This is a genomic window from Microbulbifer sp. ABM4_008 (genome assembly GCF_056311705.1).
On the sequence record NZ_CM149970.1, the window covers coordinates 4,996,685 to 5,022,779 of the forward strand.

Genomic DNA, 26,095 nt, shown 5'->3' on the forward strand with positions numbered 1-26,095 from the left:
GGTGGCTTGAATAATGAAAGAGCTTCACGAGGATTTACGCCTTGAAGCTGTTCAGAAACCTAAACGTATATGCATCCTAACGGAGGATATGTTTGGTCCAATAAAAAATGGTGGCATTGGAACGGCTTACTTTCATTTGGCTGTTTTTCTACAGAGATCTGGTCACAAAGTCACCATCTGTTTCGTTAATGGTCTAGCAAAAAATCCTGTGAAAATGAAAATCACAAAAAATTTTTTTGCAAAACTTAATGTTGAATTTCATGGTGTTGCACCGCAGGCACTAGCTAAAACGACAATGGCTCGCACTATGGCAATGCCCTATGCAGCCTATGAGTGGCTCAAGAGAAATGATCGCTTTGATATTGTCCATGTTTCAGAATGGCGTGGAATGGGTTATATAGCATTACTTGCCAAGAGTCTTGGTATTGCATTCCAAGATATACATTTTGCTGTTAAAGGTTCTTCCCCAACACTCTGGTCTGCCGAAGGTAATCAACAATTCCTTAAAGAGGAACGGCAATTGGGGTGGGTATTTATGGAGCGTAGAAGTGCTGAGATGGCAGATACTCTGATCTGTGGGAGTCAGCATTTAGTCTGCTGGATGAAAAATAATAAATACCGCCTGCCTGAGCGCAGTTACTATTGGCCAAATGTATTTTTGGACGATCTATTACCTGATAATGAAGCCATAAAAAATAGTAACTTAGAGACAAAAGAATGGGTGTTTTTCGGGCGTCTTGAACCTCGTAAGGGGATTATTCTTTTTGTGAATGCATTAAACACTCTTGCTAAAAGAGGGGTTAGATTACCATCGATTACTTTTTTGGGAGGACACTCTTATCGATTTGATGCGCGAAAATTCATAGAGGAAAACCAGAAGCATTGGAGTACAGAAGTCTCATTTATAAGTGATTGTAATGCTATACAGGCTGTAGAGTATTTGAGTGGAGAAGGACGTTTGGCTGTGATCCCAGCTTTGTTAGAGAATTCCCCGATTTCTGTCTACGAATGCCTTGCAACTAAAGTACCATTTATTGCTGCTGATACTGGTGGTACTCGAGAGTTACTTGATGACGAAAATGGAAAAAAAATCCTCTTTAAGCCAAATCATATTGCTTTAGCGAGAAAGTTAGAATTACATGCAAAGAAACTGCCTGCGCCGGGTATAAAACACCAGAGGCTTAAGAAGTCGTTAGATGTATGGAATAAATGGCATGGCCAAGAGCATTCAATTATTAAAAACGCCCGATCTTCCAATAGACATGATCCCTTGGTTTCTATATGCGTAACTCATTTTGAGCGTCCAGACTTTCTCTATCAAGCGTTAAAAAGCATTAAAGATCAGACTTATAAGAACATAGAAGTTATTGTGGTTGATGATGGTAGCCATTCACAAGAAGCGCTACACGCGCTGGAAATTATAGAAAGTCACTATCAGAAGAATGGATGGCAGTTTGTATACCAGGAAAACCGATATGTAGGGGCTGCTAGAAATACTGCAGCACAAAATGCAAGTGGAGATTATCTACTTTTTTTTGACGATGACAATGTCATGATGCCGGAAATGGTAGATAAGTTGGTAAGCGCGGCAACTTTTGCAGATATTGATTGCCTGACTTGTAGCTCTATCCGATTCAGCGGCAAGGGGGCACCTAATACTCCAGAAGGTAAGCTCGGAACTCAAATTCGTTTTATGGGGCCAGCTAGAGCTTGGGCAACGAAAGTAAATATAGTCGGTGATGCGACGTGTCTGATAAAAGCTTCTAAGTTTAGAGATCACGGAGGTTATACAGAGAGATATAGAACAGGTAAGGATGATATTGAATTCTATAGCAAGCTAATTTTAGCAAAGGAAAATGTATCCTATTATCCTGATCCTTTATATTACTATCGCACCGGTGACAACTCTATGAAATCCAGAAATCACCTTCAAGAAGAAGGGGATTTCAGGCAAATAAGTCCTTACCTTGAAGGGCTCGACTCGGAAGAGAAAAGCCTTCTACTACTAAGAAAACAGCAAAAAGATGCCAAAAAAAATAAAGGGGAAAAATATAAGCCAGGGTTTTTAAAGCGAACGATTCGAAAGCTGCGTAAATTCGCTAGGGTGAAAGTTTGAAAGTAGTTAAGTACATTGAAAGTGCTAGTGAAACACGCTTCCCCCTTATTTGTATCTTCCGTGATGAATTGGATATTCTCCCGGCTTTTCTCGACCACTACCGGTCTTTAGGTGTGACATGTTTCCACCTGGTGGATACGGGAAGTAGCGATAACTCGGTAAGCTATCTACTGAAGCAGAATGATGTCCAGCTATACGAAGTTGATTGTGGCTACCCCCAGGCAAACGCAGGTGTAGATTGGGTTAACAGAGTTGCCCGGGACTACTGTCAGGGAAAATGGACTCTTGTGGTAGATGCTGATGAATTTCTCTGGTTACCTGAAATTTTAGGTAAAGCTTCACTGAAGGTTACGACTCAACTTATGCAGAGTGAATTAGCTTTTGCTCTATATACTCCACTAATAGATTTCTTTAGTGACAACCTTCAAGGGAATGCATATGACATAAGAAATCTTTCTGAGTTAATGGAATCAACGCCTAACTATGTATCTTATAAAAACTTTAAGAAAAAAAGCATATTAGCTTTTCCTTTTTTTGAAATTCGCTCCAAAGCCAGAGCGCAAATATCTGGCATTTCTGATTATTTTGTTAAATCTTATAAAATTCCGTTGGTTTATTGGCGGACGGGTTTTCAATATTTACGTTCAACCCACTCATGTACGCCGGTTCCTCTCAGTAAAAATTGCGCTCATCTTCTCCATTTCAAATTCCGGTCCGGCTTTCAGCAAAGGCTTAGTCGGGAATTGCAGAACCCTGACCGGATGAATGCTGATGTATATCGCATTTCCAAGGCCATCATTAAAAATCAGATAACTATCCCGCAATACACATCGGATCTGCGCAAGATAGATGGATTCGGGGAAAGCGATTGGCTAACAAAGATGGATTTTGATACTGATTGGCAGAATGAAAATAAGTCCAAAAGCCACTATTTCGAACTGCTCACACAGCAAAAGATAGCCTCGGAGAGCTTTCTCGCCGATAACTTAAACCGTATAACCAAGTCTTTTAGTTGGCGACTGAGCCGGCCTTTACGCAGATTTCTGTTTCATCGGGGCATATTGCGACACGATCACTATCCAGAAAGGCTCGACCAGGATCATCCATTAGTGGATCAGACGATTGCCATCTATGAGTCATTTTGGTGGCTGGTTACGGGAATCTTTAGACTGCCTGTCGCAATCTATCGCGCCATTCTCTGGCATAAGCTGGGAGGACGTCGCCGGACCAGGTAGGGCTTTATACAAAAAAGGCCGGGGAGGTTTGTCCCCGGCCTTTTGTTTGCATCTCAGTTTGTGCCTGAGGTTAGTGTACCCAGTGGTGTCGTTCCATCTTCTCCTGTACCGCTTCCGCCGTAGGAGCGGGCATAGCACTGATAGGCAGGCGTTCGTGGAAGAATGCCAAGCGTTCGCCAGCCCCTACTTCGTTCATGGTTTCCGCCTCAAACACACGGCCATTAATTACCGTGTAGGTAATGTTCTCTGACAGGCGCAGGTTATCCAAGGGGTTGCCGTCAACCACGATCAGGTCAGCCAGCTTACCAGCCTCAATGCTGCCGATATCACCGTCCATACCCAGGTAGCGGGCACCATCGATGGTACCGGCGCGGAAGGCTTCCCAGGGAGTAAAGCCGCCCTGCTCCATCATCCACATTTCCCAGTGGGCTCCAAGCCCTTCGCGCTGGCCGTGGGCGCCGATATGTACGGTGACACCTTCGTCGCGCAGCTGCTTGGCCTGACGGGCCACATTAAAGTGGTTGTAGTGGGCATCCGGCGCAGTGGGGCGACGGATAGAGCGGGGGTTAACGATAAAATCGGGGGTAAAGCGGGTCAGGCGCTCGTTCTTCCATACCTCGGTGCGGTCATACCAGTACTCTTCACCCCATAGACCGCCGTAGGCCACGACGAAGGTCGGTGTATAACCCACTTGGGTTTGGCTCCACAGTTGCTCCACATCGCCGTAGACATTGGCGATCGGCAGTGAGTGTTCGATACCGGTGTGCCCGTCCACAATCATGTTCATATTGTGCTGGTACTTACCGCCGCCCTCGGGTACTACCATAATGCCGGCTTCGCGGGCTGCCTGTAGCACTTGCTGGCGCTGGTCGCGGCGGGGCTGGTTGTAGCTCTTCACCGAGATGGCCCCCATTTCCTTGAGGCGGTTCACGTGGAACTGAGCGTCCTCCAGGGAGTTGATCTTGGCTTTGTAGCCTGGACCTTTGGCGCCATAGAGGATGGTGCCGGTGGAGAAAATACGCGGCCCAGTAATCAGGCCGGCCTTTTGCATTTCAGCGGCGGAGAAGATCTCGCTGCTGTCATTGGAGGGGTCGTGAATAGTAGTCACTCCAAATGCCAGGCTGGAGAACAGGTTCCAGTTCTGCTGCGGGATAATTTCTTCGCGACCCTGAGCACCGTGGGCATGAGCGTCAATAAGCCCCGGTAAAACGGTTTTGCCGGTGATATCGATACGCTTCGCTTCGGTGGGAATCTCCACTTCCGCTGCGGGTCCCACGGCGACAATGCGGTTGCCCCGGAACAGAACCACACCATTGTCGATAATTTCACGGGTGTTTTCCGCATCGCGCATAGTGACAACCTTGCCGCCGGTGAGGGCAACGAGACCTGCACGATTGTCGAAGGACTGTTCAAAGCTGAGGTCGATGCCTTCAGAAACTGGCTCTGGCAGTTCCTCCGGAGCACCGGCGACAAATTCGAAGGCGTCCTTCAGTTCACGCTCGAACAGTTTGGGGCCGTGTGCCCAGCCCAAAGTATTGCTATCGGCAGACCAATGCAGGTTTTCACCGGCGCGCTTGGATACCTGGGTGACTTTGACTGCTTTGCTATCGGGGCCGATAACCTCGGATTTGCCAGTATGCATAAAGGGCGCGACAAAGGCTTTGAAGTCCTGGGTGAAGGCAACCCACTTGCCGTCTGGAGACAGGCGGAAGGAAGTAATCTCAGCGCCGTGCAGGTGCTCGCGCTCATCTTTGCCTTCCAGGTTGGTGCTCTTCAGCACGCGCTTTCCGCCGTCTGCGTTTTGGTACTCGGAGAAGTAGATACGATCTTCGCTGGCGCCGAAATGAGGCTCATAGCCAGACTTCACGACCCGGCGCTGCCAGTCGCCGTCGGCGTCTGCCAGGTAAATGCCCGGTTCCAGGGAGTACTCGGGGCTGAGCAGATAGCCGCCGGTAAAGCGGCGGTAGGCTACTGTGTCACCGCTTGGAGAAAAGCTTGGCTCAACGTATAGGCCCGGCTGCTTGGTGATGTTTTTACCGCGACCGTTGCGAGCGGAAACTACCCTCACATGGCCCAGGTTTTGGTCGTCCCAAGAGACATAGGTGATCTCGCGACCATCGCGGGACCAGCTGGGATAGAACTCAAAGTAGTCGTCCTGGCGGGTCAGACGACGGCGCTCACCACTGGCGATATCCTGAATATAAATCTTGCCCAATGCCTGGAAAGCGACCTGTTTGCCGTTGGGGGATTTCTGCGCCCAGCGAATCATCTTCACATCGAAGGTTTCCGGCGCTACGTCTACCGGGAAGCGCACCGCATCCGCTACCTGTTTCTCAACTTTCACATGGGCCGCAATCGGTGCGACGCTGTCGCCGTTGATGGAGATGCGCAGGAATTTACCGCCAGTCCAAACGACCAATGACTCGCCATCGGGCATCCAGTCGTATTGAACGTAGTTGCCATGAGGGCCAAAGATTTCCTGCAGGTCGCGTTCGAGGCCGGAGTAAACCGGTGTTTCCAGTCCTGTATCCAAATCTTTCAGGAACAGGGAGGTCTGGTTGTCCTGGCGGCGAATAAAGGCCAGTTTACTGCCATCCGGGGAGGGTACAGGTGCTACTGCGCCACCGGGACCGGAGACAAAGGTCTCCTCTTCACCATCCTGGAGGTCATAGCGGTTGATGGCAAAAATTTCCTGGGTGGAGTTTTTGTTGTACTTCCACACGGTGCCGGGGGTGGTATCGATGGAGTAATAGACATAGCGTCCATCTGGGGAGAAAGCTGGATCGGCAATATTTTTCTGGGCGATATCGCCACCGATGCGCTCTTTCAGTTGGCGACCTTCACCCCCACCGTAGTGATACATCCAGATTTCACCGGCGGGGATACTGCGGCCAGACATAAAGCCTTTACGCGCTACCAGGTACTGGCCATCGGGGCTCCAGTTGGGCGAGTGCAGCAAGTTTTCCTTCTCTGTCGTGAGCTGGCGAAGGTTGTCGCCATTGCGATCCATCAACCAAATGTTGTCGGCGCCGTCACGGTCGCTGATAAACACGATGGTCTTGCCATCCGGGCTGAAGCGCGGCTGCATATTCCAGGCGATTTCATTGGTCAGGGCTACCGCCTCGCCGCCTGCTACCGGCACTGTGTAGATATCGCCGAGCATATCGAACAGGATGGTTTTGCCATCTGGGCTGATATCCAGGTTGCTCCAGGTGGTCTCGCGGGTGTCCAACTGGATCGGTTTGAATTCGTAGGGTGGCTTGTTGATATCCCAGGATTGGGCTTCCGCCTTTTCTACTTCCTTTTCTTTGGTAGCTTCGAGAGCGCTTTCGGCTTCTGCCGCAGCACCCATCGGCAGGGTCAGTGCCAGGACAGCCAGAGCCAACAAATGGTGGCGCGGCTTGTTCTGCTTGGTGGTGTTCATTGAAATATCCCTCCGCCCGATTCTGTGTTTGGCGGCTATATTTGTTTTGTTGGGTTGAGTAACCGGTTGATTTCACAGGGGGTAAATTACCGGGATCAAAGCGGCGCAGCAATCTTAATGCGTTGAATACCAGGGCCCCGGGGCGAACTGTTGTTCGCTTGAGTAAACCGGGTCTAGTGGCCACAATGCACTCAAATTTTGTAGACGATTGGAATATCGACCCGTTATGACTATCGATGTTGTGATTTTGGCCGCTGGAAAAGGCACCCGCATGCACTCTGACCTACCTAAAGTGCTGCATCCTATTGGCGGTATTCCCATGCTTGAGCGGGTAATTGATACCGCCATGTTGTTGGGAGAGGTACAGATTACCGTGGTAATCGGGCATGGCGCAGACCTGATACGTGACCGCTTTGCTGATCGTGGTGTCAGGTTTGTGGAGCAGGAACAGCAATTGGGTACCGGGCATGCCGTGGCCCAGGCGGTGCCCTATTTCCGCGAAGGAGCCACCGTTTTGGTGCTCTATGGTGATGTGCCTCTGGTCAGGGCCGGCAGTTTGCAATCACTGCTATCGGCAGCGGATCACGGACCTGCCCTGCTGTCAGTTGAAATGGCCAATCCCGCCGGTTACGGGCGTATTGTGAGGGATAACAGCGGCTGTGTGCAGTCGATCGTTGAGGAAAAGGATGCCGATGCGGATACCCTGGCTATCCGTGAGGTCAATACCGGCATTTTGGCGACTCCTGGAGCACTGTTGGCTCGCTGGTTACCGGAGTTGTCCTGTGACAATGCTCAAGGTGAATACTACCTGACCGATATTATCGGTCGTTCGGTCAGTGAGGGGATTCCTGTAACGGGAGTAATTGCCAGTGATCCGCTGGAAGTGGCGGGAGTAAATAGCCGTGCGCAGCAGGCACAGATGGAGCGCGCTTTGCAGCATAACCATGCGACCAGTCTTATGAATGCGGGGGTGACTTTATTGGACCCCATGCGTATAGATGTTCGCGGCAGCCTGGAGTGCGATACCGATGTCTCTATCGATATTAACTGCATTTTCGAAGGGACAGTTTCACTGGGTAAGGGGGTACAAATTGGACCTAATTGCCTGCTAAAAAACTGTCGCCTGGCAGATGGCACCAAGGTAGAGGCCAATTCCATTATCGAAGGCGCTGAGATTGGTGAGGCTTGCACTATTGGTCCCTTTGCACGTTTGCGTCCGGGCACAGAGCTGGCCACTGGTGCCAAGGTGGGTAACTTTGTCGAAACCAAAAAAGCCAAAATTGGTGAGGGCAGTAAGGTTAATCATCTCTCTTATGTCGGTGATGCCCTGGTGGGCGAAGCGGTCAATATCGGTGCTGGCACCATTACCTGTAATTACGACGGTGTGAACAAGTCCCTGACCGAGATCGGCGACAATGCCTTTATAGGTTCTAACACAGCTCTGGTAGCCCCGGTAACTGTGGGCGCCGGAGCCACAGTGGGTGCTGGCTCCACCATTACCCAGGCTGTGGGGAGCAAAGAGTTGGCGGTAGCGCGTAGCAAGCAGCGCAATATTAACGGCTGGCAGCGTCCGACCAAGAAAAGCTAAATAACCCTTACCGTAATTGGGTTGCCCTTCGGAAACTATAATTCCGGCGGGCATTCCCTCTCTACAACTGTTGATAGCCACCCTATCCATTAAACTTGCGCTTCGGGAACAAAAGGAATGGCCCGATGCACAAGCCCAGATTACAGCTGCTTGCCAGTTTTGATATTGCTTCGCTGCAATATTTGGATGAACAGGGACAGACGACCCAAGCCCTACCGGAATTTGCCACCCCGGATACCCTGATTGCTTACTACCGCCAGATGACGTTGGCTCGTATGGTGGATGATCGCGCGGTAAAAATGCAGCGTACCGGTCAACTTGGCACCTATCCCTCCAGCCTCGGCCAGGAAGCTATTGGTGTTGGTCTCGCAGCCGCCATGGCCAAAGAGGATATCTACTGCCCCAATTACCGAGAGACAGGTGCTCTTCTGGAGCGAGGCGTCACTATCGAGGAGATCTACGCAATCTGGGGGGGCGATGAGCGGGGGCAGAACTTTCGCCATAGCCGCGAAGACTTGCCCTTGAGTGTGCCTATAGCCACCCAGATGCTGCACGGTGCCGGTGTAGCCTTTGCCCTGAAATATAAACATGAGCATTTCGGTGAACCCATGCGCGTCGCTGTCTCGACCGGGGGCGATGGATCTACTTCGCGGGGAGACTTTTACGAGGCGATAAACCTGGCTGGGGATTGGCACCTGCCTTTGGTGATCGTTATCAACAACAATCAATGGGCTATTTCCCTACCGCGAGATGAGCAAACTGCCTGTAAGACCTTGGCACAGAAGGCTATTGCCGCCGGAATACCCGGCTTGCAGGTAGACGGCAACGATGTGATTGCCGTTCGTGAGGCGGTGGGTGATGCCGTGGAGCGGGCGCGCAGTGGTGCTGGCCCAGCTCTGATCGAAGCGATCAGCTATCGCCTGTGTGACCACACCACCGCCGATGATGCCAGTCGCTACCAGCCCAAAAAAGATGTCAGTGAAGCCTGGTCCCGAGAGCCTCTGCGGCGCCTGCGATCCTACCTGGAAAACTGCGGTGCCTGGGATGATGCGCAGGAAGAAGAGCTGCAACGGGAGCTGACCCAGAAGCTGGAGAGAGCGGTCCATATCTACCGGGAAACCCCCAGAGATGCCGCCACGGCAATATTCGATCACCTCTATGCAAAGTTGCCGGAGCCTTTTCTGGAGCAGTATCAACAGTTGCAGGGAGATAGCTAATGGCTGAGATAACTTTGGTCGAAGCTGTCACCCAGGCTCTGGCTTACGAGATGCAAGCAGACCCGATGGTGGTTCTATTTGGTGAAGATGTTGGTCTGAACGGTGGCGTATTTCGCTCTACCGAGGGGTTGCAGGCCAGGTTTGGCCGGGACCGGGTGATGGATACCCCCTTAGCCGAGACCATGATTGCCGGAATGGCTGTCGGTATGGCGGTGCAGGGCCTGCGACCGGTGGCCGAATTCCAGTTTATGGGTTTTATCTATCCCGGTCTCGATCAGATCCTCAGCCACGCCTCGCGCTATCGCAATCGCACTCGCGGCCGCCTCTCCTGTCCGATTGTCTACCGGGCCCCCTATGGAGGTGGAATCCATGCACCGGAGCATCACTCTGAGAGCACCGAGGCCCTGTTCGCCCATATTCCAGGTCTGCGCCTTGTGGTGCCCTCCTCTCCTGCACGGGCCTACGGTTTACTATTGGCGGCGATTAGAGACCCAGACCCGGTAATTTTCCTGGAGCCTAAACGTATTTACCGAGCAGTTCGTCAGGAAGTGCCCGACTCTGGTGAAGCTCTACCGCTGGATCGCGCCTTTGTGTTGCGGGAGGGCTGCGATATTACGCTTATTGCCTGGGGCGCTTCCCTCAAAGAGACCCTGCAAGCCGCAGAGCAGCTCGCAGAGGAAGGGGTAGAGGCTGAGGTTATCGACCCGGCCACTCTGAAACCCCTGGATATCCACACGGTAATAGACTCCCTGGAGAAAACCGGGTGCTGTGTCGTTGTGCACGAGGCGGCCAGGTTCTGTGGCCTGGGTGCCGAGTTGGTCGCACAGATTAATGAGTATGCCTTCGATCTTTTAAAGGCACCGGTACAGAGGGTGACCGGTTTCGATACGGTGATGCCCTACTATCAACTGGAGGATGAGTATCTACCCGGAGTGCCGCGTATTTTGTCGGCCGTACAGGAAGTGCTGGACTACGCCAACGGAGGGCCACAATGAAGACTTTTACCCTTCCGGATCTCGGCGAAGGTCTGCCCGATGCGGTAGTGCGGGAGTGGCATGTCAAAGAGGGAGACACCATAGCCGCCCATGAAACTCTGGTGACAGTGGAAACCGCTAAGGCCTTGGTGGAAGTGCCGGCTCCTTGGGGTGGCACTATTGAGAAGCTATTTGCGGCAGTGGATGAGACTGTGAATGTTGGCGATCCCCTGGTGGGATTTATGGCCGAGGGAGAAGTCGCAGTTGAAAGCCCGCCCACTAAAGCTGAAGAATCGGAACAAGAGATTAGTCCTCGGGCTGACAGCGGCACGGTGGTGGGAAAAATAGAGCAAGGGCAAGGTGTGTTGGGGGCTGAGCGGGGGCCGGAGGTGGGCTTGAAGCGACTGGCCACCCCGAGAGTACGGGCCCTGGCCAGGCGTTTGGGGGTAGATTTACAGTCAATATCACCTGCGGGTGCAATGGTAACGGAGGCTCAGGTACGCACTGCGGCGGGGCCGGGAGCAAAGGCCAAAACTGTGGCGAAGGGGCAGCATCCATCACCTGCCCGCGCTTCTGCCGAACAAACTACAGCCGTTGCACCCCAATTCGACTCTGAGTCTGAAGTCATGACGCCTGCACGTCGCGCAATGGGTTTGTCCATGAGCCGAGCGCGGGATGAGGTAAAGCAGATAACGCTGTGTGACGATGCGGATATTTCCAACTGGTGGGGTAGTGCTCCGGCGCTGCTGCGATTGATTCGTGCAGTACAGGAAGCTTGTGAGGCGGAACCTACCCTCAATGCCCTGTATCAGGATGATAAGCTGGCGCCGCAGGGCAGTATCAATATTGGCTTGGCAGTGGACTCTCCGCGAGGGCTCTATGTGCCGGTACTCAGGGATGTTGCCCAGCGTACTGATGAAGATCTGCTCCAGCAGGTGGCGGACTTTAAACACCAGGCCCGCGAGACCGGGATCGCCCAGCGAGACCTCCAGGGGGCAAGCATACTTCTCTCCAACTTCGGCTCCATAGCCGGTCGTTATGCCACTCCGGTAGTCATGCCGCCCACTGTTGCCATTGTCGGTGCCGGGCGGGTGTGCCAGGGAGTTGTGGTGGTCAATCGATGGCCGGCACTTCGTCCCCTACTCCCTCTCTCTATCAGTGCCGATCACCGGGCCGTTACCGGTGGAGAGTTGGCGCGCTTTCTTCAGACAATGTTGGAAACTTTGTCTCTCTAGCAGACAGTCTGAGTGAGTCCTATACCGGTATCTAATCTGTTGAGTAGTGGTTGTTGATAAAAGTTGTGGGAACTTTAGTTTCGTTTTGCTATCTTTAAGTTTCGAAATGAAAGTTATCTGCCTATGTCCAAACGCAACACCCAACAGCGCCGCCACGGTATTCTCCACTTGCTAAATGAAGTAGGAGAGACCACTGTCGAGCAATTGGCGCGGCAGTTCGGAACTTCGGAAGTTACGATTCGAAAGGATCTGACGGCAATGGAAAATCACGGCTTGTTGCTGCGTCGCCACGGTGGTGCTATCCCAGTGCCGAGGGAGTTGGTCAATGAAGAAGGGCCCTCAGGGAGCAAGCGGGCCATTGGCCGAGCCGCTGCTGAGCTGATACCGGATCACCATCGAATTGTGATCGATTACGGTCGCACCACGGCGGCAATGATTCCTGAGCTTGAAAGCAAGCGCGGCCTAGTGGTGATGACTAACTCGCTGCATGTGGCCAATGCACTGCGCGAACTTGAAAACGAACCGACGCTGTTGATGACCGGAGGCACCTGGGACCCACACTTTGAGGCCTTCCAGGGGCAGGTTGCAGAACAGGTACTGAGGGGATACGACTTCGATCGCGCTTTTATTGGTGCCGATGGAATCGATTTGCAACGCGGTACCTGTACATTTAATGAGCAAATTGGCCTCTCCCGCGTAATGGCGGAAGTTGCGCGGGAAGTGGTTGTACTGGCGGAGTCCAGTAAAGTGGGGAAGCGGATTCCCAATCTGGAATTGTCATGGGAGCAGATCGATATCCTGGTAACTGATGATGGCCTGGCGGACGCCGTGGGCCAAAAACTGGAGCAGCTGGGTATCCAGCTCATTTGTGCCGCTGAAGACAGGAGCGGAGGCGCTCAGCCTGAAATGTTAATGGGCGGCGAGACTCCCGGGTTAATGAGGAAATAATTATGTGCGGAATCGTAGGTGCGCTGGCACAGCGCAATGTGACGGGGATTCTTCTGGAAGGGCTGCGCCGCTTGGAGTACCGCGGTTACGACTCAGCCGGAGTCTGCTTAAGTAGTGGAGATGGCCAGCTGCAATTGCGCAAAAGCCTGGGCAAGGTCGCAGATTTGGAAGCCAAATTAAGTGAGGAAAGCGCCGAGGGCCATATTGGCATTGCCCATACCCGTTGGGCTACCCACGGTGTTCCCTCCGATGAAAATGCTCATCCCCATCTGTCAGGCCATATCGCTCTGGTTCACAACGGCATTATCGAAAACCATCAGGAATTGCGTTCAGAGCTTCAGGGAAAAGGCTATGAGTTTGAGTCTGAAACCGATACTGAAGTTGTGGTTCACCTTATTCACTCATTAAGTTCTGAGGGCCGCAGCTTGGTCGACTCTGTGACTGAAGCCACGCATATTCTGGAAGGTGCTTACGCCCTCGCGGTTGTTAGTCATGAAGAGCCAGAAGTTTTGGCCTGTGCCCGCTCTGGTAGTCCCCTGGTCCTGGGGGTGGGTATTGAAGAGAACTTTATTGCCTCTGACCCTATGGCCCTGCGCCAGGTGACTGATCGCTTTATATTCCTCGAAGAGGGCGATGTGGCGGAAGTGCATCGCGGTGGCATCGCAGTTCGAGACAAGTTGGGAGAGGAAGTCAGTCGCCCGGTGCACAAGCTGACCGGCGGTCATGAAGCTACCGATAAAGGGCGCTACCGCCACTTTATGCAGAAAGAGATTTTCGAGCAGCCCCAGGTGGTCGCAGCCACTCTGGCGGGCCGTATCGGTGAGCGCTCGGTGTTGGCCCAGGCCCTTGGTGCCCGCGCCCAGGAGATTTTGCCCAAGGTGCAGCAGGTACAGATAGTAGCCTGTGGCACCAGTTACCATGCGGGAATGGTAGCCCGCTATTGGCTGGAGGACTGGGCCGGTATTCCCTGCTCGGTGGAGGTGGCCAGTGAACTGCGCTACCGCAAGAAAGTGGTGCGCCCGGGAACCCTGTTTGTGAGTATTTCCCAATCCGGGGAAACGGCCGATACCCTCGCCGCCCTGCGCCAGGGCAAGGACCTGGGCTACCTGGCCTCCATGACCATCTGCAATGTGCCCAATAGCTCATTGGTGCGAGAATCTGAGCTATCGCTAATGACTGAGGCGGGCCCTGAGATTGGTGTGGCCTCAACCAAGGCCTTTACGACCCAATTGGTAGCATTACAACTGTTCTGTATCGCCCTCGCCAAGGTCAACGGCCTGTCGGCGGAGCGTGAAGCTGAACTGGTCAGCGCCTTGCACCAGTTACCTGAGCTAATGGAGAGTTTTACCGGTCTGGATAAGGTGGTTAAAAACACCAGCAAGGCCTTTGCAGAGAAGAACCACGCGCTTTTCTTGGGGCGTGGTGTCGAATTCCCCATTGCTCTGGAAGGCGCTCTAAAATTGAAGGAAATTTCCTATATCCACGCAGAGGCCTATCCTGCCGGTGAATTGAAGCACGGCCCCCTGGCACTGGTGGACGGCGATATGCCCGTGGTTGTCGTTGCCCCCAATGATGAGCTGCTGGAAAAACTCAAATCCAATTTACAGGAAGTGCGTGCGCGGGGTGGGCAACTGTTTGTTTTCGCTAGCCCCAAGGCCGGATTTACCAGTGAAGAAGGTGTTACCGTGGTGGAAGTTCCAGATTCCCCAGAGAGTCTGGCGCCGATTCTCTACACCGTGCCGCTGCAGCTATTGAGCTACCATGTGGCGCTGCTAAAAGGTACTGATGTGGACCAACCCAGAAACCTGGCTAAATCAGTCACGGTTGAATAACCGTTTACCTGACGCAAAAAGTTTATGCACAAGCGAGCAAAGCTGTGTGAATTTACTACCTCTGATAGCGTCACCCTGCGCTATCTGGAGGCCGGCAATGGCCCCATATTATTGATGCTACACGGCTGGTCCCAGGGGGCGGTGTTGTATAAACATCAGCTCGCTGGGCTCAGCGATCAGTTTCGTGTGATCGCGCTGGATATGCGTGGTCACGGTCAGTCTGACAAGCCCAATCATGGCTATCGAATTTCCCGCCTCGCCAAGGACTTGCAGGAGCTGATCTCAAGTCTGCAACAGGAACCCCTTCATTTACTCGGCCACTCCGCCGGTTGCTCGGTGATATGGAGCTACCTGGAAATGTTTGGTGGGGATAGGGTCAGTGCACTAGTGCTAATCGATGAACCCCCCTGTCTACTGGCTGATCCCGCCTGGAGTGAAGCGGAGCGATTGGCCGCTGGAGGCATACTGACCCCGGAGAGCCTCTTCCAGTTTGTGGATAACTTGGTTGGAAAAAAAGGTGTTGAGGCCACCCGCCAAATTCTTATGTCTATGGTCACGCCTTTAATGGGGAAAACCCAACGGGATGAGCTGGTTGCGGTTAATCTGCAGTGTCCCCGTCGCTGGGCTGCAAAGCTTTTTGTGGATAACGTAACAAAGGACTGGCGGGATTTTATCCCCAGGATTGATAAGCCGACGCTAGTGGCTTTCGGTCGTGCCAGTCCACACCCAATAGAGTGCCAGCAGTGGATTCACCAGCAAGTTGCGGGTTCCAGGCTTGAGATCTTTGATGTGGCGGAAGGAGGAAGCCATTTCCTGTTTCTGGAAGCAGCGCAAAGATTTAATGCCTTGGTGAGTAAATTTCTTCTCAAGTTTTCCACAGGTAGCCATTTCCCCGTGCCCTAGTTTAGCTTTGTGGATAACTGTGGATAGAGTTATTCATAGTTACTGGTATTTAAAAAAATAATTGAAACAGCTTCTGCGAGAAGGCATTTTTTCCTGTGGATATTCCTTTTTAAGATACCTTCACACTAGTTACCCCATTGGAAAAGGATAAAACTGATGATGAAGGCCGTCGGTTATCAACAGTCTCTGCCAAGCAGTGATAAAGAAGCGCTACAGGATATAACCCTCCCCATACCGCAAGTCTCCGGCCGGGATCTGCTGGTAGAAGTACAGGCCATTTCAGTTAACCCGGTAGATACTAAAGTGAGGCAGCGGGCCAGCCCGGATACCGGTCAGTGGAAGGTACTTGGCTGGGATGCTGTGGGCATAGTGAAAGCGGTAGGCTCGGAAGCGGGACTCTTTAAGGTTGGCGATCGGGTTTGGTATGCGGGCGATATCTCCCGTTCCGGCAGCAATGCCCAGTACCAGCTGGTGGATGAGAGAATCGTTGGTACTGCCCCCAAGACGGTTGGCTGTGCCGAGGCGGCGGCGCTGCCTCTCACTGCGATTACCGCTTGGGAAATGCTTTTCGACCGCCTGCAAGTTGCGGTGGGTAAAGGGGCAAACAACAAGACACTGCTGATCATTGGTGCCGCTGGTGGCGTGGGTTCGATTATGGTCCAGTTGGCCCGTCGTCTGACCAATTTGACTGTGATAGGTACTGCCTCCCGCCCCGAAACCAAAAGCTGGCTTGAGGAGCTTGGAAGCCACCATGTGATCAATCATCGTGAGTCTCTTAGCGAGCAGTTAAGCCGCGAAGGCATCGATGGCGTCGACTATGTCGTTAGCCTCACTAATACCGAAGAGCACTTGGCGGAAATTATCAAAAGTATCAGACCTCAAGGGAAGTTTGGTTTGATTGACGACCCCGCCTCCTTGGATGTTATGGCACTGAAGCAGAAGAGTGTGTCTCTTCACTGGGAGTTTATGTTTACTCGCGCGCTGTTTTCTACCGAGGATATGGTTGCCCAGCATGTTTTGTTGAATGAACTTGCGGAATTAATTGACCAGGGATTAATTAAAACCACTATGGGGCAGAATTTTGGGAAAATAAATGCAAATAACCTTTTAAAAGCGCATCAGCTTATCGAATCCCAGGCTGCAAAAGGAAAGATAGTTCTGGAAGGTTTTTGATAGAGTAAACTCTCTCCTACTCAGAGTCATATCTATGACATCTGGGTGGGAATTTACTTTGAGTAAGCAGTCCTAACTATTTGATAAAAAAAACTAAGTGCAAGATACTTATTTTTCATTATTTGGCAGTAAATTTTTGCTTATATTTCTACCGGGCGAAAATAAACTGATAGAAAAGACATCAAAGTCACTTTTATATTTTTCCGCATTAAACAGTCACCATTTTATTAAGTTATTAATCCTCGCATAGAAAATAAAAGTCATGCTATAACCATGCCTCGGCATTTTCCAAAGATGAGAGGGCCGCTAGGTGGCTACAACAGAAAAAAATAAAACAAAAACCGGTATTGATGCTGCTGTTATGAATGGCGACATCAATATGTTGCTTGGCGAGCCAACCCAGCCGCCAGAACAAGTTCGTGAAGAGCGCAAGAGGAAGCTGACGGCGGCTTTTCGCCTGTTTGGAAAATTTGGATTTGATGAAGGTGTAGCCGGTCATATCACTGTCCGTGACCCGGAATATGACGATCATTTTTGGGTCAACCCCATGGGGGTTTCCTTTAAACAGATGACGATGTCACAACTATTGCTGGTCAATCATCAAGGAGAGGTGGTTGAGGGGGATGGTTACCTTAATGGCGCAGCCTTTACTATTCATTCTCACATCCATAAAACCCGCCCGGATGTGGTAGCCGCTGCGCACGCTCATTCCCTTTATGGGAAAAGTTGGTCTACTCTCGGACGCCTTCTAGATCCCATTACCCAGGATGCTTGTGCCTTTTATCGGGATCACGGTTTGCTGGATACTTTTTCCGGCGTGGTATTGGAAATGGGAGAAGGCGCAGCCCTTGCTAAAGCCTTGGGTAACCACAAAGCACTGATATTGCAGAATCACGGATTACTAACGGTGGGTAAATCCGTCGATGAAGCTGCCTGGTGGTATATCACTATGGAAAAAAGCTGCCAGGCTCAGTTACTGGCGGAAGCAGCTGGGCAGCCTATTTTGATCGATCCAGAGGTGGCAATACGAACCCGGGCGGTTGTGGGAACTGAACTGGCGGGATTATTTAGCTTTCAGCCTCTTTACAATGTAATTGCAAAAGAACAGCCGGATATGTTTGAGTAAAGAAACTCCAAAAACTCTGCCAAATTTGCAGAGTAATTTTTTGGAGCGCTGCAAAGCGCCGGCACTTTTTCTCAGAATTTATTCCCTGTTTTCTATTCTCGCATAAACTTCCTGATATTGAGTGAGCAGCAATAGTTGCTCGATAGAGATCTATTTCAATAAGGCGTCACAGGGAACTGTAGCGAGTAATGCACTATCTGGTTATTGCGCTGGTGCTGTTGTTAGTTGTGGCCATTACCCTGGTTATTGCGCGCCTGTTGCCTTTACCTATTCCACTGCCTCTATTGCAAATTGCTGCGGGAGCAATACTGGGTAGCTTTTTGGGAATAGAAATACCCCTCGAGCCAGAAATTTTTTTCCTGCTGTTTGTTCCGCCCTTATTGTTTATTGCCGGTTGGCGAATACCGAAAGGCGCCCTGTTTCGTGATATCGGTGCCATTGTTACCTTGGCTATTGGCTTGGTGCTTTTTACCGTTGTGGGTATGGGATATTTTATTTCCTGGTTGGTGCCTGTCATGCCACTGGCGGTGGCTTTTGCAGTAGCGGCAATTTTGGCACCGACCGATCCCGTGGCGGTATCGGTGGTCCACGGTGGAACGTCTATGCCACCACGGCTGGAGCATATCCTCGCCGGAGAGTCCCTGTTTAATGATGCCTCGGGATTGGATATTTTCCGTTTTGCAGTGATTGCTGCCCTCACCGGGACCTTTTCATTTCCCCACGCACTGGCTGGTTTTTTCTGGGTCGCTATCGGCGGTGTGGTTATTGGTGCTGGAGCGGCATTTGCCTGTGGATATATTTTGCGTCTGCTGGTCAGAATTGGCGGTGAGGACACTACTGTACAAGTTCTAGTGAGCTTATTAGTGCCCTTTGCGGCATATATCGCTGCCCATACTTTACAGGTATCGGGTATTTTGGCAGCTGCCAGTGCTGGAATTGCGACTCACTATACCACCTTACACGGCGCGGAAATGTCGACTACACGGATGGACCGCCGTGCAGTATGGAAAACAGTACAAGCCGTTCTTGACGGTATTATTTTTGTTTTGTTGGGAGAGCAATTGGTTCGAATTACCGGAGCGGATTTCTCCGGCGCGCGCCACACTGGTGACTTAACAATTATTTTTTATGTCCTGGCAATATTTGTTGTACTACTTCTCCTGAGATTTGTGTGGGTATGGGTCTCCCTATATCTCTCACGTTTTGGGCAGAAAGTAGAATCTTTTGGTACCCATTTTTTATTGGTTAGCGTGTTGACCATCGCCGGGGTAAGAGGGGCGATTACATTGGCGGGAGCCTTTTCCCTTCCCCTCGCTATGACAGATGGAAAGCCTTTGCCCGGCCGTGATTTAGCCCTGATTATTGCAATGGGCGTTATCTTGCTTTCCTTATTGCTGGCAAGTTTTTTATTGCCTGTTCTACTGCGCCGTTTACCCGAAGCCCCCAATTTTGCCGCTATCGGTGATGAAAAAGGTGCGCGAATATCTGCTGCCACAGCGGCAGTGAATCAGCTAATGAATATGCGTCATGATATTGATCGAGGCGAAAAAGATCGCGATCTTGCTTTTGAGGCGGTGGATCACCTTTTGGCTATTTATCGGCGGCGCATAACCCTAGGAGAAGATGAAAGCGAGGATATTATCTGGATGCGTTCCAGGGTTGAGCGTCATTACCACCTTGCCGCACTTTCTGCTGAGCGTGAACAGCTGTTGGAATTGCGTGTCTCCAGGAAGATTGATGATGAACTCCACCGAAAATTGGTTTTGGAGGTCGATCTGGTAGAGGCGAGCTTAATTAACAAAGAATAAATTTTCTTTTGTAATAGACACGCTTAAATTGGTGAAAACTTGATATGGAGTTTGTAGAGCTGTGTTCAGTTAATGGGGTTTCCCTTTTTCAGAAAAGAAAAATAGACAGTCCCCAGCGCGAGCCCCTGGGTAATTACTCAATCCCCTATCCCGCTAAGCAGGTGCAGTTCCGGGAGTTTAGCGAGGGGCAGCGTTTTGATTGGCACTGTGCCCCGCAGGCGCAGTTTATTCTTTATCTTGAAGGCAGGGTGAAGCTCACAACCAGCTCCGGTGAACAATATACCTTTGCTCCCGGAGATATCTTATTAGCCAATGATGTACACGGAGAGGGGCATATCAGCGAGAGTCTGAGTCCGGGCAGGGCTGCCATTGTCGTGCTTAATGACAACCCCTAGGGCCAATAACCGGCTTACTGTTTTTCCATCTCGGGCCTGGCTTCTTCCCAGTAATGATCCAGATGCAGGTCCTTATCGCGGCGGTCTTGTTGTAACGCCTGCAAAAGCTGCTCGCGATAGATTCGGCTTTGCGCAATATGCTGGGACTCATCGCGCCAGTAGGGGAAAAGTGCCTCCAGCATACGTTGGTCGTGCTGCTTGAATTTCAAGGCGGCGCGGCGCGCCTGTATGGGACTGAGTCCCAATAGTTCCAGCGCCTTTTCGCCGATGGTCAGGGCCGAGTCCACAGTCTCGCGGAAGATATAGCGGACCCCGGCTTCCATCAAAGCATATTGGTGCATACGGTTGCGGGCCCGGGCGAGGATGGTCACATTGGGGAAGTGTTTTTGCAGCTGGGCCACAATTTCTAAACAGGCGGCCTGGTCGCTCAAGGTCAGGATAACCAGCTTTGCATTTTGGGCTCCGGCGGCGCGCAGCAGATCCTCTCGCGAGGCATCCCCGTAGTAAGCCTTGATACCATAGCGGCGCACCAGATCCAGTTGTTCTGCATTGCGTTCGAGTAAAGTGGTATTGAAACCGCAGGCATTTAGAAGTCGCCCGGCGATCTGCCCGAAGCGCCCGTAGCCAATAATGATTACCGGTGAGCCGGAATCCACAGGCGGTGATGTATCTATGTTGGCGGGAACCTCTGGGCCGGTGACAAACCGCGGCTGGATAAACTGTTCGTAGATCAGCAGCAGCACTGGTGTCAGGGCCATGGTCAGAGCAATTTGAGCTACTAACAGATTGCCGATGTCCGCACTCAGGACCTGAAGCTGGGTAGAGAACGCTACCAATACAAAACCGAATTCACCGGCTTGCGCCAATGACAGAGCGAACAACCAATCCTCGCCCTTTGACATTCGCAAGGTGCGCGCCAGGGCAAACAGCACGGTAAATTTTACTAGCACCAACGCCAATGCTAATCCGATTAGCACCAGCGGGTTGTCCGCGATCAGGGAGAAATTCAGGCTGGCACCCACGGCGATAAAGAAGAGACCCAACAGCAGGCCCTTAAAAGGCTGTATATCCGCTTCCAGCTCATGGCGGAACTCGCTCTCGGCCAGCAGTACCCCGGCGAGGAAAGTACCCAGTGCCGGCGATAGGTCCAGCCAGGTCATTACCGCAGCTGCGGCAAATACGATCAGTAGCGCGCTCACGGTAAACAGTTCGCGAACTTGGCTGCCTGCCATTAGACGCAGTAAGGGACCGAGCAGGTAACGTCCGGCGAAAATAAAAGCCAGCATGGTGCCGATAACCGCCGATGCGTAATACCAACCACTCAAGCCACTTTCATGGGGGCTGGCAGCGGTACCTGCCAGCAGTGGCAATAGCGCGAGGATGGGAATAACAGCGATATCCTGGAACAAAAGTACCGCAAATGCAGCGCGCCCGCCCTGGCTTTTCAGCAGGCCCTTTTCACTGAGGGATTGCAATACGATCGCAGTTGAGGACAGTGCCAGGATCAGCCCGATAGCCACCGAAGAGCGCCAATCCATCTCGGAAAAGGCGAGAACCAACCCAGCGATGGCCGCAGCGGAAAACAGTAGTTGGGCACTACCGGTGCCTAGGATAGCACCGCGCATTTTCCACAACTTCTTCGGCTGCAGTTCCAGGCCGATCAGGAACAGCATGAGTGCAACACCAAACTCGGCAACGTGCATTTCATCGCTGGCATCGCCGACCAGGCCTAGGGCACTTGGGCCAATGGCCACACCGGCGAGTAAGTAACCGAGGACTGAGCCCAGGCCCAGGCGGGTGGCAATGGGTACCGCAATCACTGCAGCAGCCATGAAAATTACTGCCTCAATAAGGAAGCCGGAGTGTTCCATTTAATCGTTATCGCTATTTGGCTGTCGGTTGCTGGGGCTCGTCGCGTTCGGGCTCAGAAAACTCCCGGCTGCGACGAATCAATGGCGCTATGGTAGAGCCCTGTACGACGATAGAAAAGAGCACCACTCCATAGGTCATGACCACCCACAGGTAGCGAAGGTCCTGTCCCTGGACGAAGGCACTGCCGGCGGGAATAGACATCGCCAGCGCTAATGCCAGACCACCTTTCAGCCCTCCCCAGATCAAAATCCGGTTGGTATAGGGGTGGTACTTGCGACGACTTTTTAAATACAGGAAGGGGATGCCGACAGCGAAAACCCGGGCGGTAAGAACAATGACAATGCCCACTGCCATCAGCAGGTAGTCGGAGGGGCGCAGGTCGATTGTAATCAGGAATAGGCCCACCAGCAGGAAGAGCAAACCGTTGAGGAAGTCCTCGGTGATACTCCAGAAATTATCCAGCTCGTGTTGGCTCACCCGGGAAAAGCCGCGCTCTCGGGTAAAGTTGCCAATAATAATGCCACTCACCACCATTGCCAGGGCGCCGGAGACCCCGAGTACATTGGCCAGGGAAAAACCGGCAGTGGGAATAACCATGGTTAGCATCAATTCCAGGCTGTGATCATTGGTACAACAAATAGCCCAGTGGAAAACGCCACCAATGATCAGTCCCAGCAATATGCCCCCCAGTGCCTCGATGGCGAATAGCTCTGCCACTGCCGGTACTGTAGGTTGGCCGCCTTCGAAAGCGAGTGCATAAATCACCGCGAAGATCACGATACCGAAGCCATCGTTGAACAGGGACTCACCTTCCACCTGAATGGAAACCTGCTCCGGGGCCTTCAGGTTTTTCATAATTGCCAGTACGGCGATAGGGTCGGTGGGAGAGATCAATGCACCAAATAACAGGCAGTAAACAAAAGCCACCGGCATATTGATCAGCATCAGGAACCAGTAAAGAAGGGCCCCGACCACAAAGGTGGAAATGAGGGTACCGACAATGGCGAGAAGACCGATCTCCAGTTTCTGGTTGCGCAGCTCCAACAGATCGATATGCAAACTGCCGGCAAAAAGCAGAAACCCGAGCATTCCCTTGAGCAGAATATCCTCAAGGTTGAGCAGCGGCAGAAGCTGATCTGCCCAGGTGCGCAACTCCACCACCCCCAACTTGCCCAGGGCCGTGACCAATAGTGATAGAGCCAGGGCACCGGCGGTAATAGCGATTGTGGTTTGGGCGCGCAATACGTATTGGTTCAAGAAGCCCAGAAAAACTGATACGGCGGCAAGAAAACAAAAGGTGTAATAAACTTCCATGCCGTGTGTGGACTCCAGCGCTGAAATATTCTCGGATGGTTTAATGCCATTTTGGGGAGCGCCCCGGCGGCAATTTATATGATGGTGAGTGTGCCGTTATTGTAGTCGTGCAGAGGCTGCTCGATTTCCCTTGGAGTGGATCTAGGGCAACAGGATTACACCGGGGCGGGCCGCGCAGGCACAAGCGGCCAACTCCCTTTTATATGGGCGCGCAATTGTAGCGGCTCTAGGGCGCCACACAACTGCATTTTTCAGTTTTGCGCTCAAACGGATCGACTTCCCTTACCCACTAAAATTCATTAATGCCTTAGCTTTTTAAACATTACTTCATTACTTTCTAACTGCCAATTAGTAGATTCCTACTGGCTATTGAAAATAAAAAGGATGATTGTCACGCCAATCTAGTGGTTTTTATCCCTCTTGAGTAAAGGCAGCTACCGACTATCTCATGAATTTTCACGACAGTGTCTACACTGGTAGATAGTCCATACCCATAAATGCGCAATTGAGGAAGTAGTAGTGAAGCATTCGATGTTGTGCGACACCTCAAAGCTGATCGGTCGGGTGCTGATGTCGCTGATCTTTATATTTGCCGGCTGGAATAAAATTGGCGGCTACGAAATGACAGAGGCCTTTATGGTTTCCATGGGGATACCCGGCTTCATTTTGCCCCTGGTCATCGTTATAGAGTTGGTGGGAGGACTCGCGGTGTTACTGGGGATATTCACTCGAATTTCTGCTTTTGTCCTTTTCCTGTTCTGTCTCGCTTCGGCCTTCCTGGTACACCTGTCCCCTGGTGATGCAACAGAAATGACCAGCTTTATGAAAAATATCACGATTGCCGGTGGCTTCCTGATTCTGACCTGTGCCGGTGCCGGTCGCTTTAGCCTGGACCAGTGGATACGCGGTAAGTAGATTTCAGCAACAGTTGTAGAGAGGAATTCAAGCCAGTTTCAATCGTGCTTCATTGGGGAGAAATAAGCCGGGCCTATACTGCTGGGATATAGGTAATGACTCTACAGGATTACCATGAAGCTTTTTTATGCTCCGGGTGTTTGCTCTCTCTCACCTCATATTGTCGCTTGTGAAGCCGGGATCAACCTGGGCCTGCATAAGGTTAATCTGAAAACCCACGAGCTGGAAAACGGCGATGATTTTACAAGGATTAACCCAAAGGGGTACGTGCCGGCACTGCAACTGGAAGGCGGAGAAGTACTGACAGAAGGTCCGGCAATCGTCCAGTTTTTGGCGGAGCAAAAGCCCGACGCGCAACTGGCGCCACCAGTTGGCACCCTGGCCCATTACCGGCTTCTCGAATGGCTCAACTTCCTCAGTGCTGAAGTCCACAAGCTATTCAAACCACTGTTTTGGCATGGTACAGAAGAAGAACAGGAGGATTCCCGGGTTAGGCTTATCCGCTGGTTTGACTATATCGAAGGACAGCTTGATAAAGACTACTTAATGGGAGACGGTTTCACGGTTGCCGATGCCTACCTGTATGTTCTCTCTCGCTGGCTGAAACATCAGCAGTTTGATATGCCCCGGTGGCCCCGGCTTCAAGCATTCCAAAAGAGAATGGAAGAAAGGCCCGCAGTGCAGCGGGCGCTTCAGGAGGAAAGTTTAGAGCCGGTGTAAAGAGCTGTCGTTAACGCGGGGTAAAGCGCCGGGTCGCAGGGATATCGGACTCGATCGGTTGGCGAACCTTCGCGACAAATAGTGCAGAGAGTAGTGCCACAAAAGCACAGCCCGCCATAGATCCTGCAATAGGTGTCAGGGTTCCGGTGTGCAGGCTGCTCGCCAGTCCACCCAGTATCCCCCCGGTAATAAACAGAGCGGCGCCGTATAGCGCGTTGGCACTACCGCTGATTTTGGGGAAGAACTCCAAATAACAGGCGGCGGCATTGGGGCCGGTAATACCGATACAGCTCATCACCAGTACCAGGGGAATCATCCACAGGGTCAGTTCTTTGACACCTGTCATAGTTCCCAGCAGCAGCAGGCCGCAACCCAATAGCTGCAACACAATACCCGCCAGCAGGATATTGCGCGGCTCAAAAAAGTTCAGTAAGCGGATATTCACCTGAACCATGCAAATTAGCCCGAGCACGCAGATACCAAAAAACAGTGGGAACTGATTCGCGCTAACACCGAAGTAATCCATAAACACAAAGGGCGCGGTGGTGATGTAGATAAACATCGAACCGCTGACACAGGCCTGTGCAATCAGGAACCCAATAGCGCGGGGATTGCGCAAAACCTGGCCGTAGCTGCCCACGAGAGACTTCAGCGGCATCATCTGGCGGCGTGCGCGGGTAAAGCGGGAGACAGTCTCCGGTAGCAGCAGCTGTACTAGTACGAGCATTGCAAGAGCGTACAGTAACAAAAAGACGAAAATACTCTGCCAGCCGCCTACGGCTAGCAGTGCGGAGCCGATCACCGGGGCGATCAGCGGTGCAATCAGCATGATGGTGCTAATCAGGGAAATAATTTTTGCCGCCTCACGGCCACTGTGTAGGTCGCGCACAATTGCAGCACAGATTACTGTGGCAAAGCCGCCGCCAACTGCCTGGCAGAAGCGCAGGATAATCAGTTGGTCTACATGGTCGGTAAACAGGACTAACAGGGAGCTGGCTATATAGATACTGAGGCCGATAGTTCCTACAAGGCGCCGTCCCCAGCGATCTGATAATGGTCCGCCAAACAGCTGCCCGAGGGCAAAGCCCAGCAGAAAACTGGACACTGAGTACTGCATCCGCTCGACTTCTGTATCCAGGGCCGCCGCCATCGCCGGAATGGCCGGCAGGTAGCTGTCGATGGAAAAAGGTGTCAGGGAAACGAGTGCGGCCAGCCACACCACTAGCCAGCGCGGGGCTTTCTCGTCCGGGTTAGAAGCGATGGATGTCATTATGTTGCTCAGGTACAGCCTGGAAGGATC

Annotated in this window: 19 protein-coding genes; 15 read left to right on the top strand and 4 right to left on the bottom strand. The window is 51.9% G+C overall.

Features of this window, described 5'->3' with window-relative positions:
- Positions 1-13 precede the first annotated feature (13 nt).
- A complete protein-coding gene (locus ACYX4J_RS21735; protein ID WP_445355357.1) occupies positions 14-2,116 on the top strand; it encodes a glycosyltransferase in 2,103 nt (700 codons plus the stop codon).
- Entirely contained in the window at positions 2,113-3,351 is a 1,239-nt protein-coding gene (locus tag ACYX4J_RS21740; protein WP_444934524.1) for a glycosyltransferase family 2 protein, read from the top strand. Before ACYX4J_RS21735 ends, ACYX4J_RS21740 begins: the two co-directional genes overlap by 4 nt.
- 70 nt (positions 3,352-3,421) lie before the next feature.
- On the opposite strand, the gene ACYX4J_RS21745 is transcribed toward ACYX4J_RS21740, so the two are convergent.
- Positions 3,422-6,775 (bottom strand): amidohydrolase family protein, encoded by a 3,354-nt coding sequence (locus ACYX4J_RS21745; RefSeq protein WP_476177539.1) that lies wholly within the window; start codon positions 6,773-6,775, stop codon positions 3,422-3,424.
- Positions 6,776-7,001: 226 nt separating this feature from the next.
- Here ACYX4J_RS21745 and glmU point away from each other — a divergent pair, with 226 nt between their 5' ends.
- From glmU to ACYX4J_RS21800, 11 genes are all read left to right on the top strand, one after another.
- Positions 7,002-8,363 carry a bifunctional UDP-N-acetylglucosamine diphosphorylase/glucosamine-1-phosphate N-acetyltransferase GlmU gene (gene glmU / locus ACYX4J_RS21750; protein WP_413663859.1) on the top strand — a complete coding sequence of 454 codons (1,362 nt, stop codon included), beginning with the start codon at positions 7,002-7,004 and terminating at the stop codon, positions 8,361-8,363.
- Between the two features lie 125 nt (positions 8,364-8,488).
- Positions 8,489-9,580: a pyruvate dehydrogenase (acetyl-transferring) E1 component subunit alpha gene (gene pdhA, locus ACYX4J_RS21755; protein ID WP_445359217.1), complete on the top strand. Its 1,092-nt coding sequence runs from the start codon at positions 8,489-8,491 to the stop codon at positions 9,578-9,580.
- On the top strand, positions 9,580-10,575 hold the full coding sequence (locus ACYX4J_RS21760; protein WP_444918629.1) for an alpha-ketoacid dehydrogenase subunit beta: 996 nt from the start codon (positions 9,580-9,582) through the stop codon (positions 10,573-10,575). Before pdhA ends, ACYX4J_RS21760 begins: the two co-directional genes overlap by 1 nt.
- Entirely contained in the window at positions 10,572-11,789 is a 1,218-nt protein-coding gene (locus ACYX4J_RS21765; RefSeq protein ID WP_413663856.1) for a dihydrolipoamide acetyltransferase family protein, read from the top strand. Before ACYX4J_RS21760 ends, ACYX4J_RS21765 begins: the two co-directional genes overlap by 4 nt.
- A gap of 123 nt (positions 11,790-11,912) precedes the next feature.
- Entirely contained in the window at positions 11,913-12,737 is an 825-nt protein-coding gene (locus tag ACYX4J_RS21770) for a DeoR/GlpR family DNA-binding transcription regulator (protein WP_444916181.1), read from the top strand.
- Between the two features lie 2 nt (positions 12,738-12,739).
- Positions 12,740-14,569, top strand: coding sequence for a glutamine--fructose-6-phosphate transaminase (isomerizing) (gene glmS, locus ACYX4J_RS21775; RefSeq protein WP_476177540.1), 1,830 nt, complete (start codon positions 12,740-12,742; stop codon positions 14,567-14,569).
- A gap of 24 nt (positions 14,570-14,593) precedes the next feature.
- Positions 14,594-15,472, top strand: coding sequence for an alpha/beta fold hydrolase (locus tag ACYX4J_RS21780; protein ID WP_476177541.1), 879 nt, complete (start codon positions 14,594-14,596; stop codon positions 15,470-15,472).
- Between the two features lie 156 nt (positions 15,473-15,628).
- A complete protein-coding gene (locus ACYX4J_RS21785) occupies positions 15,629-16,645 on the top strand; it encodes a zinc-binding alcohol dehydrogenase family protein (protein WP_476177542.1) in 1,017 nt (338 codons plus the stop codon).
- A 310-nt stretch (positions 16,646-16,955) separates the two neighbouring features.
- The gene (locus tag ACYX4J_RS21790) at positions 16,956-17,771 is read left to right on the top strand and encodes a class II aldolase/adducin family protein (RefSeq protein ID WP_444936952.1); all 816 of its coding nucleotides are present in this window, start codon (positions 16,956-16,958) and stop codon (positions 17,769-17,771) included.
- Between the two features lie 188 nt (positions 17,772-17,959).
- A complete protein-coding gene (locus ACYX4J_RS21795; RefSeq protein WP_413663851.1) occupies positions 17,960-19,579 on the top strand; it encodes a Na+/H+ antiporter in 1,620 nt (539 codons plus the stop codon).
- A gap of 44 nt (positions 19,580-19,623) precedes the next feature.
- Positions 19,624-19,974, top strand: a complete 351-nt coding sequence (locus tag ACYX4J_RS21800; RefSeq protein ID WP_476177543.1) for an AraC family ligand binding domain-containing protein — start codon at positions 19,624-19,626, stop codon at positions 19,972-19,974.
- Between the two features lie 14 nt (positions 19,975-19,988).
- On the opposite strand, the gene ACYX4J_RS21805 is transcribed toward ACYX4J_RS21800, so the two are convergent.
- Positions 19,989-21,806 (bottom strand): monovalent cation:proton antiporter-2 (CPA2) family protein, encoded by a 1,818-nt coding sequence (locus ACYX4J_RS21805; protein ID WP_476177544.1) that lies wholly within the window; start codon positions 21,804-21,806, stop codon positions 19,989-19,991.
- 52 nt (positions 21,807-21,858) lie between these two features.
- Positions 21,859-23,160 (bottom strand): cation:proton antiporter, encoded by a 1,302-nt coding sequence (locus tag ACYX4J_RS21810; RefSeq protein WP_282930598.1) that lies wholly within the window; start codon positions 23,158-23,160, stop codon positions 21,859-21,861.
- Between the two features lie 519 nt (positions 23,161-23,679).
- Here ACYX4J_RS21810 and ACYX4J_RS21815 point away from each other — a divergent pair.
- Together ACYX4J_RS21815 and gstA are read left to right on the top strand one after the other, a co-directional pair.
- Positions 23,680-24,075, top strand: coding sequence for a DoxX family protein (locus ACYX4J_RS21815; protein ID WP_476177545.1), 396 nt, complete (start codon positions 23,680-23,682; stop codon positions 24,073-24,075).
- A 114-nt stretch (positions 24,076-24,189) separates the two neighbouring features.
- Positions 24,190-24,795 (top strand): glutathione transferase GstA, encoded by a 606-nt coding sequence (gstA, locus tag ACYX4J_RS21820; protein WP_476177546.1) that lies wholly within the window; start codon positions 24,190-24,192, stop codon positions 24,793-24,795.
- A gap of 10 nt (positions 24,796-24,805) precedes the next feature.
- Here the strand turns inward: gstA and ACYX4J_RS21825 are convergent, their stop codons facing one another.
- Positions 24,806-26,065: a multidrug effflux MFS transporter gene (locus tag ACYX4J_RS21825; RefSeq protein ID WP_282930601.1), complete on the bottom strand. Its 1,260-nt coding sequence runs from the start codon at positions 26,063-26,065 to the stop codon at positions 24,806-24,808.
- Positions 26,066-26,095 lie beyond the last annotated feature (30 nt).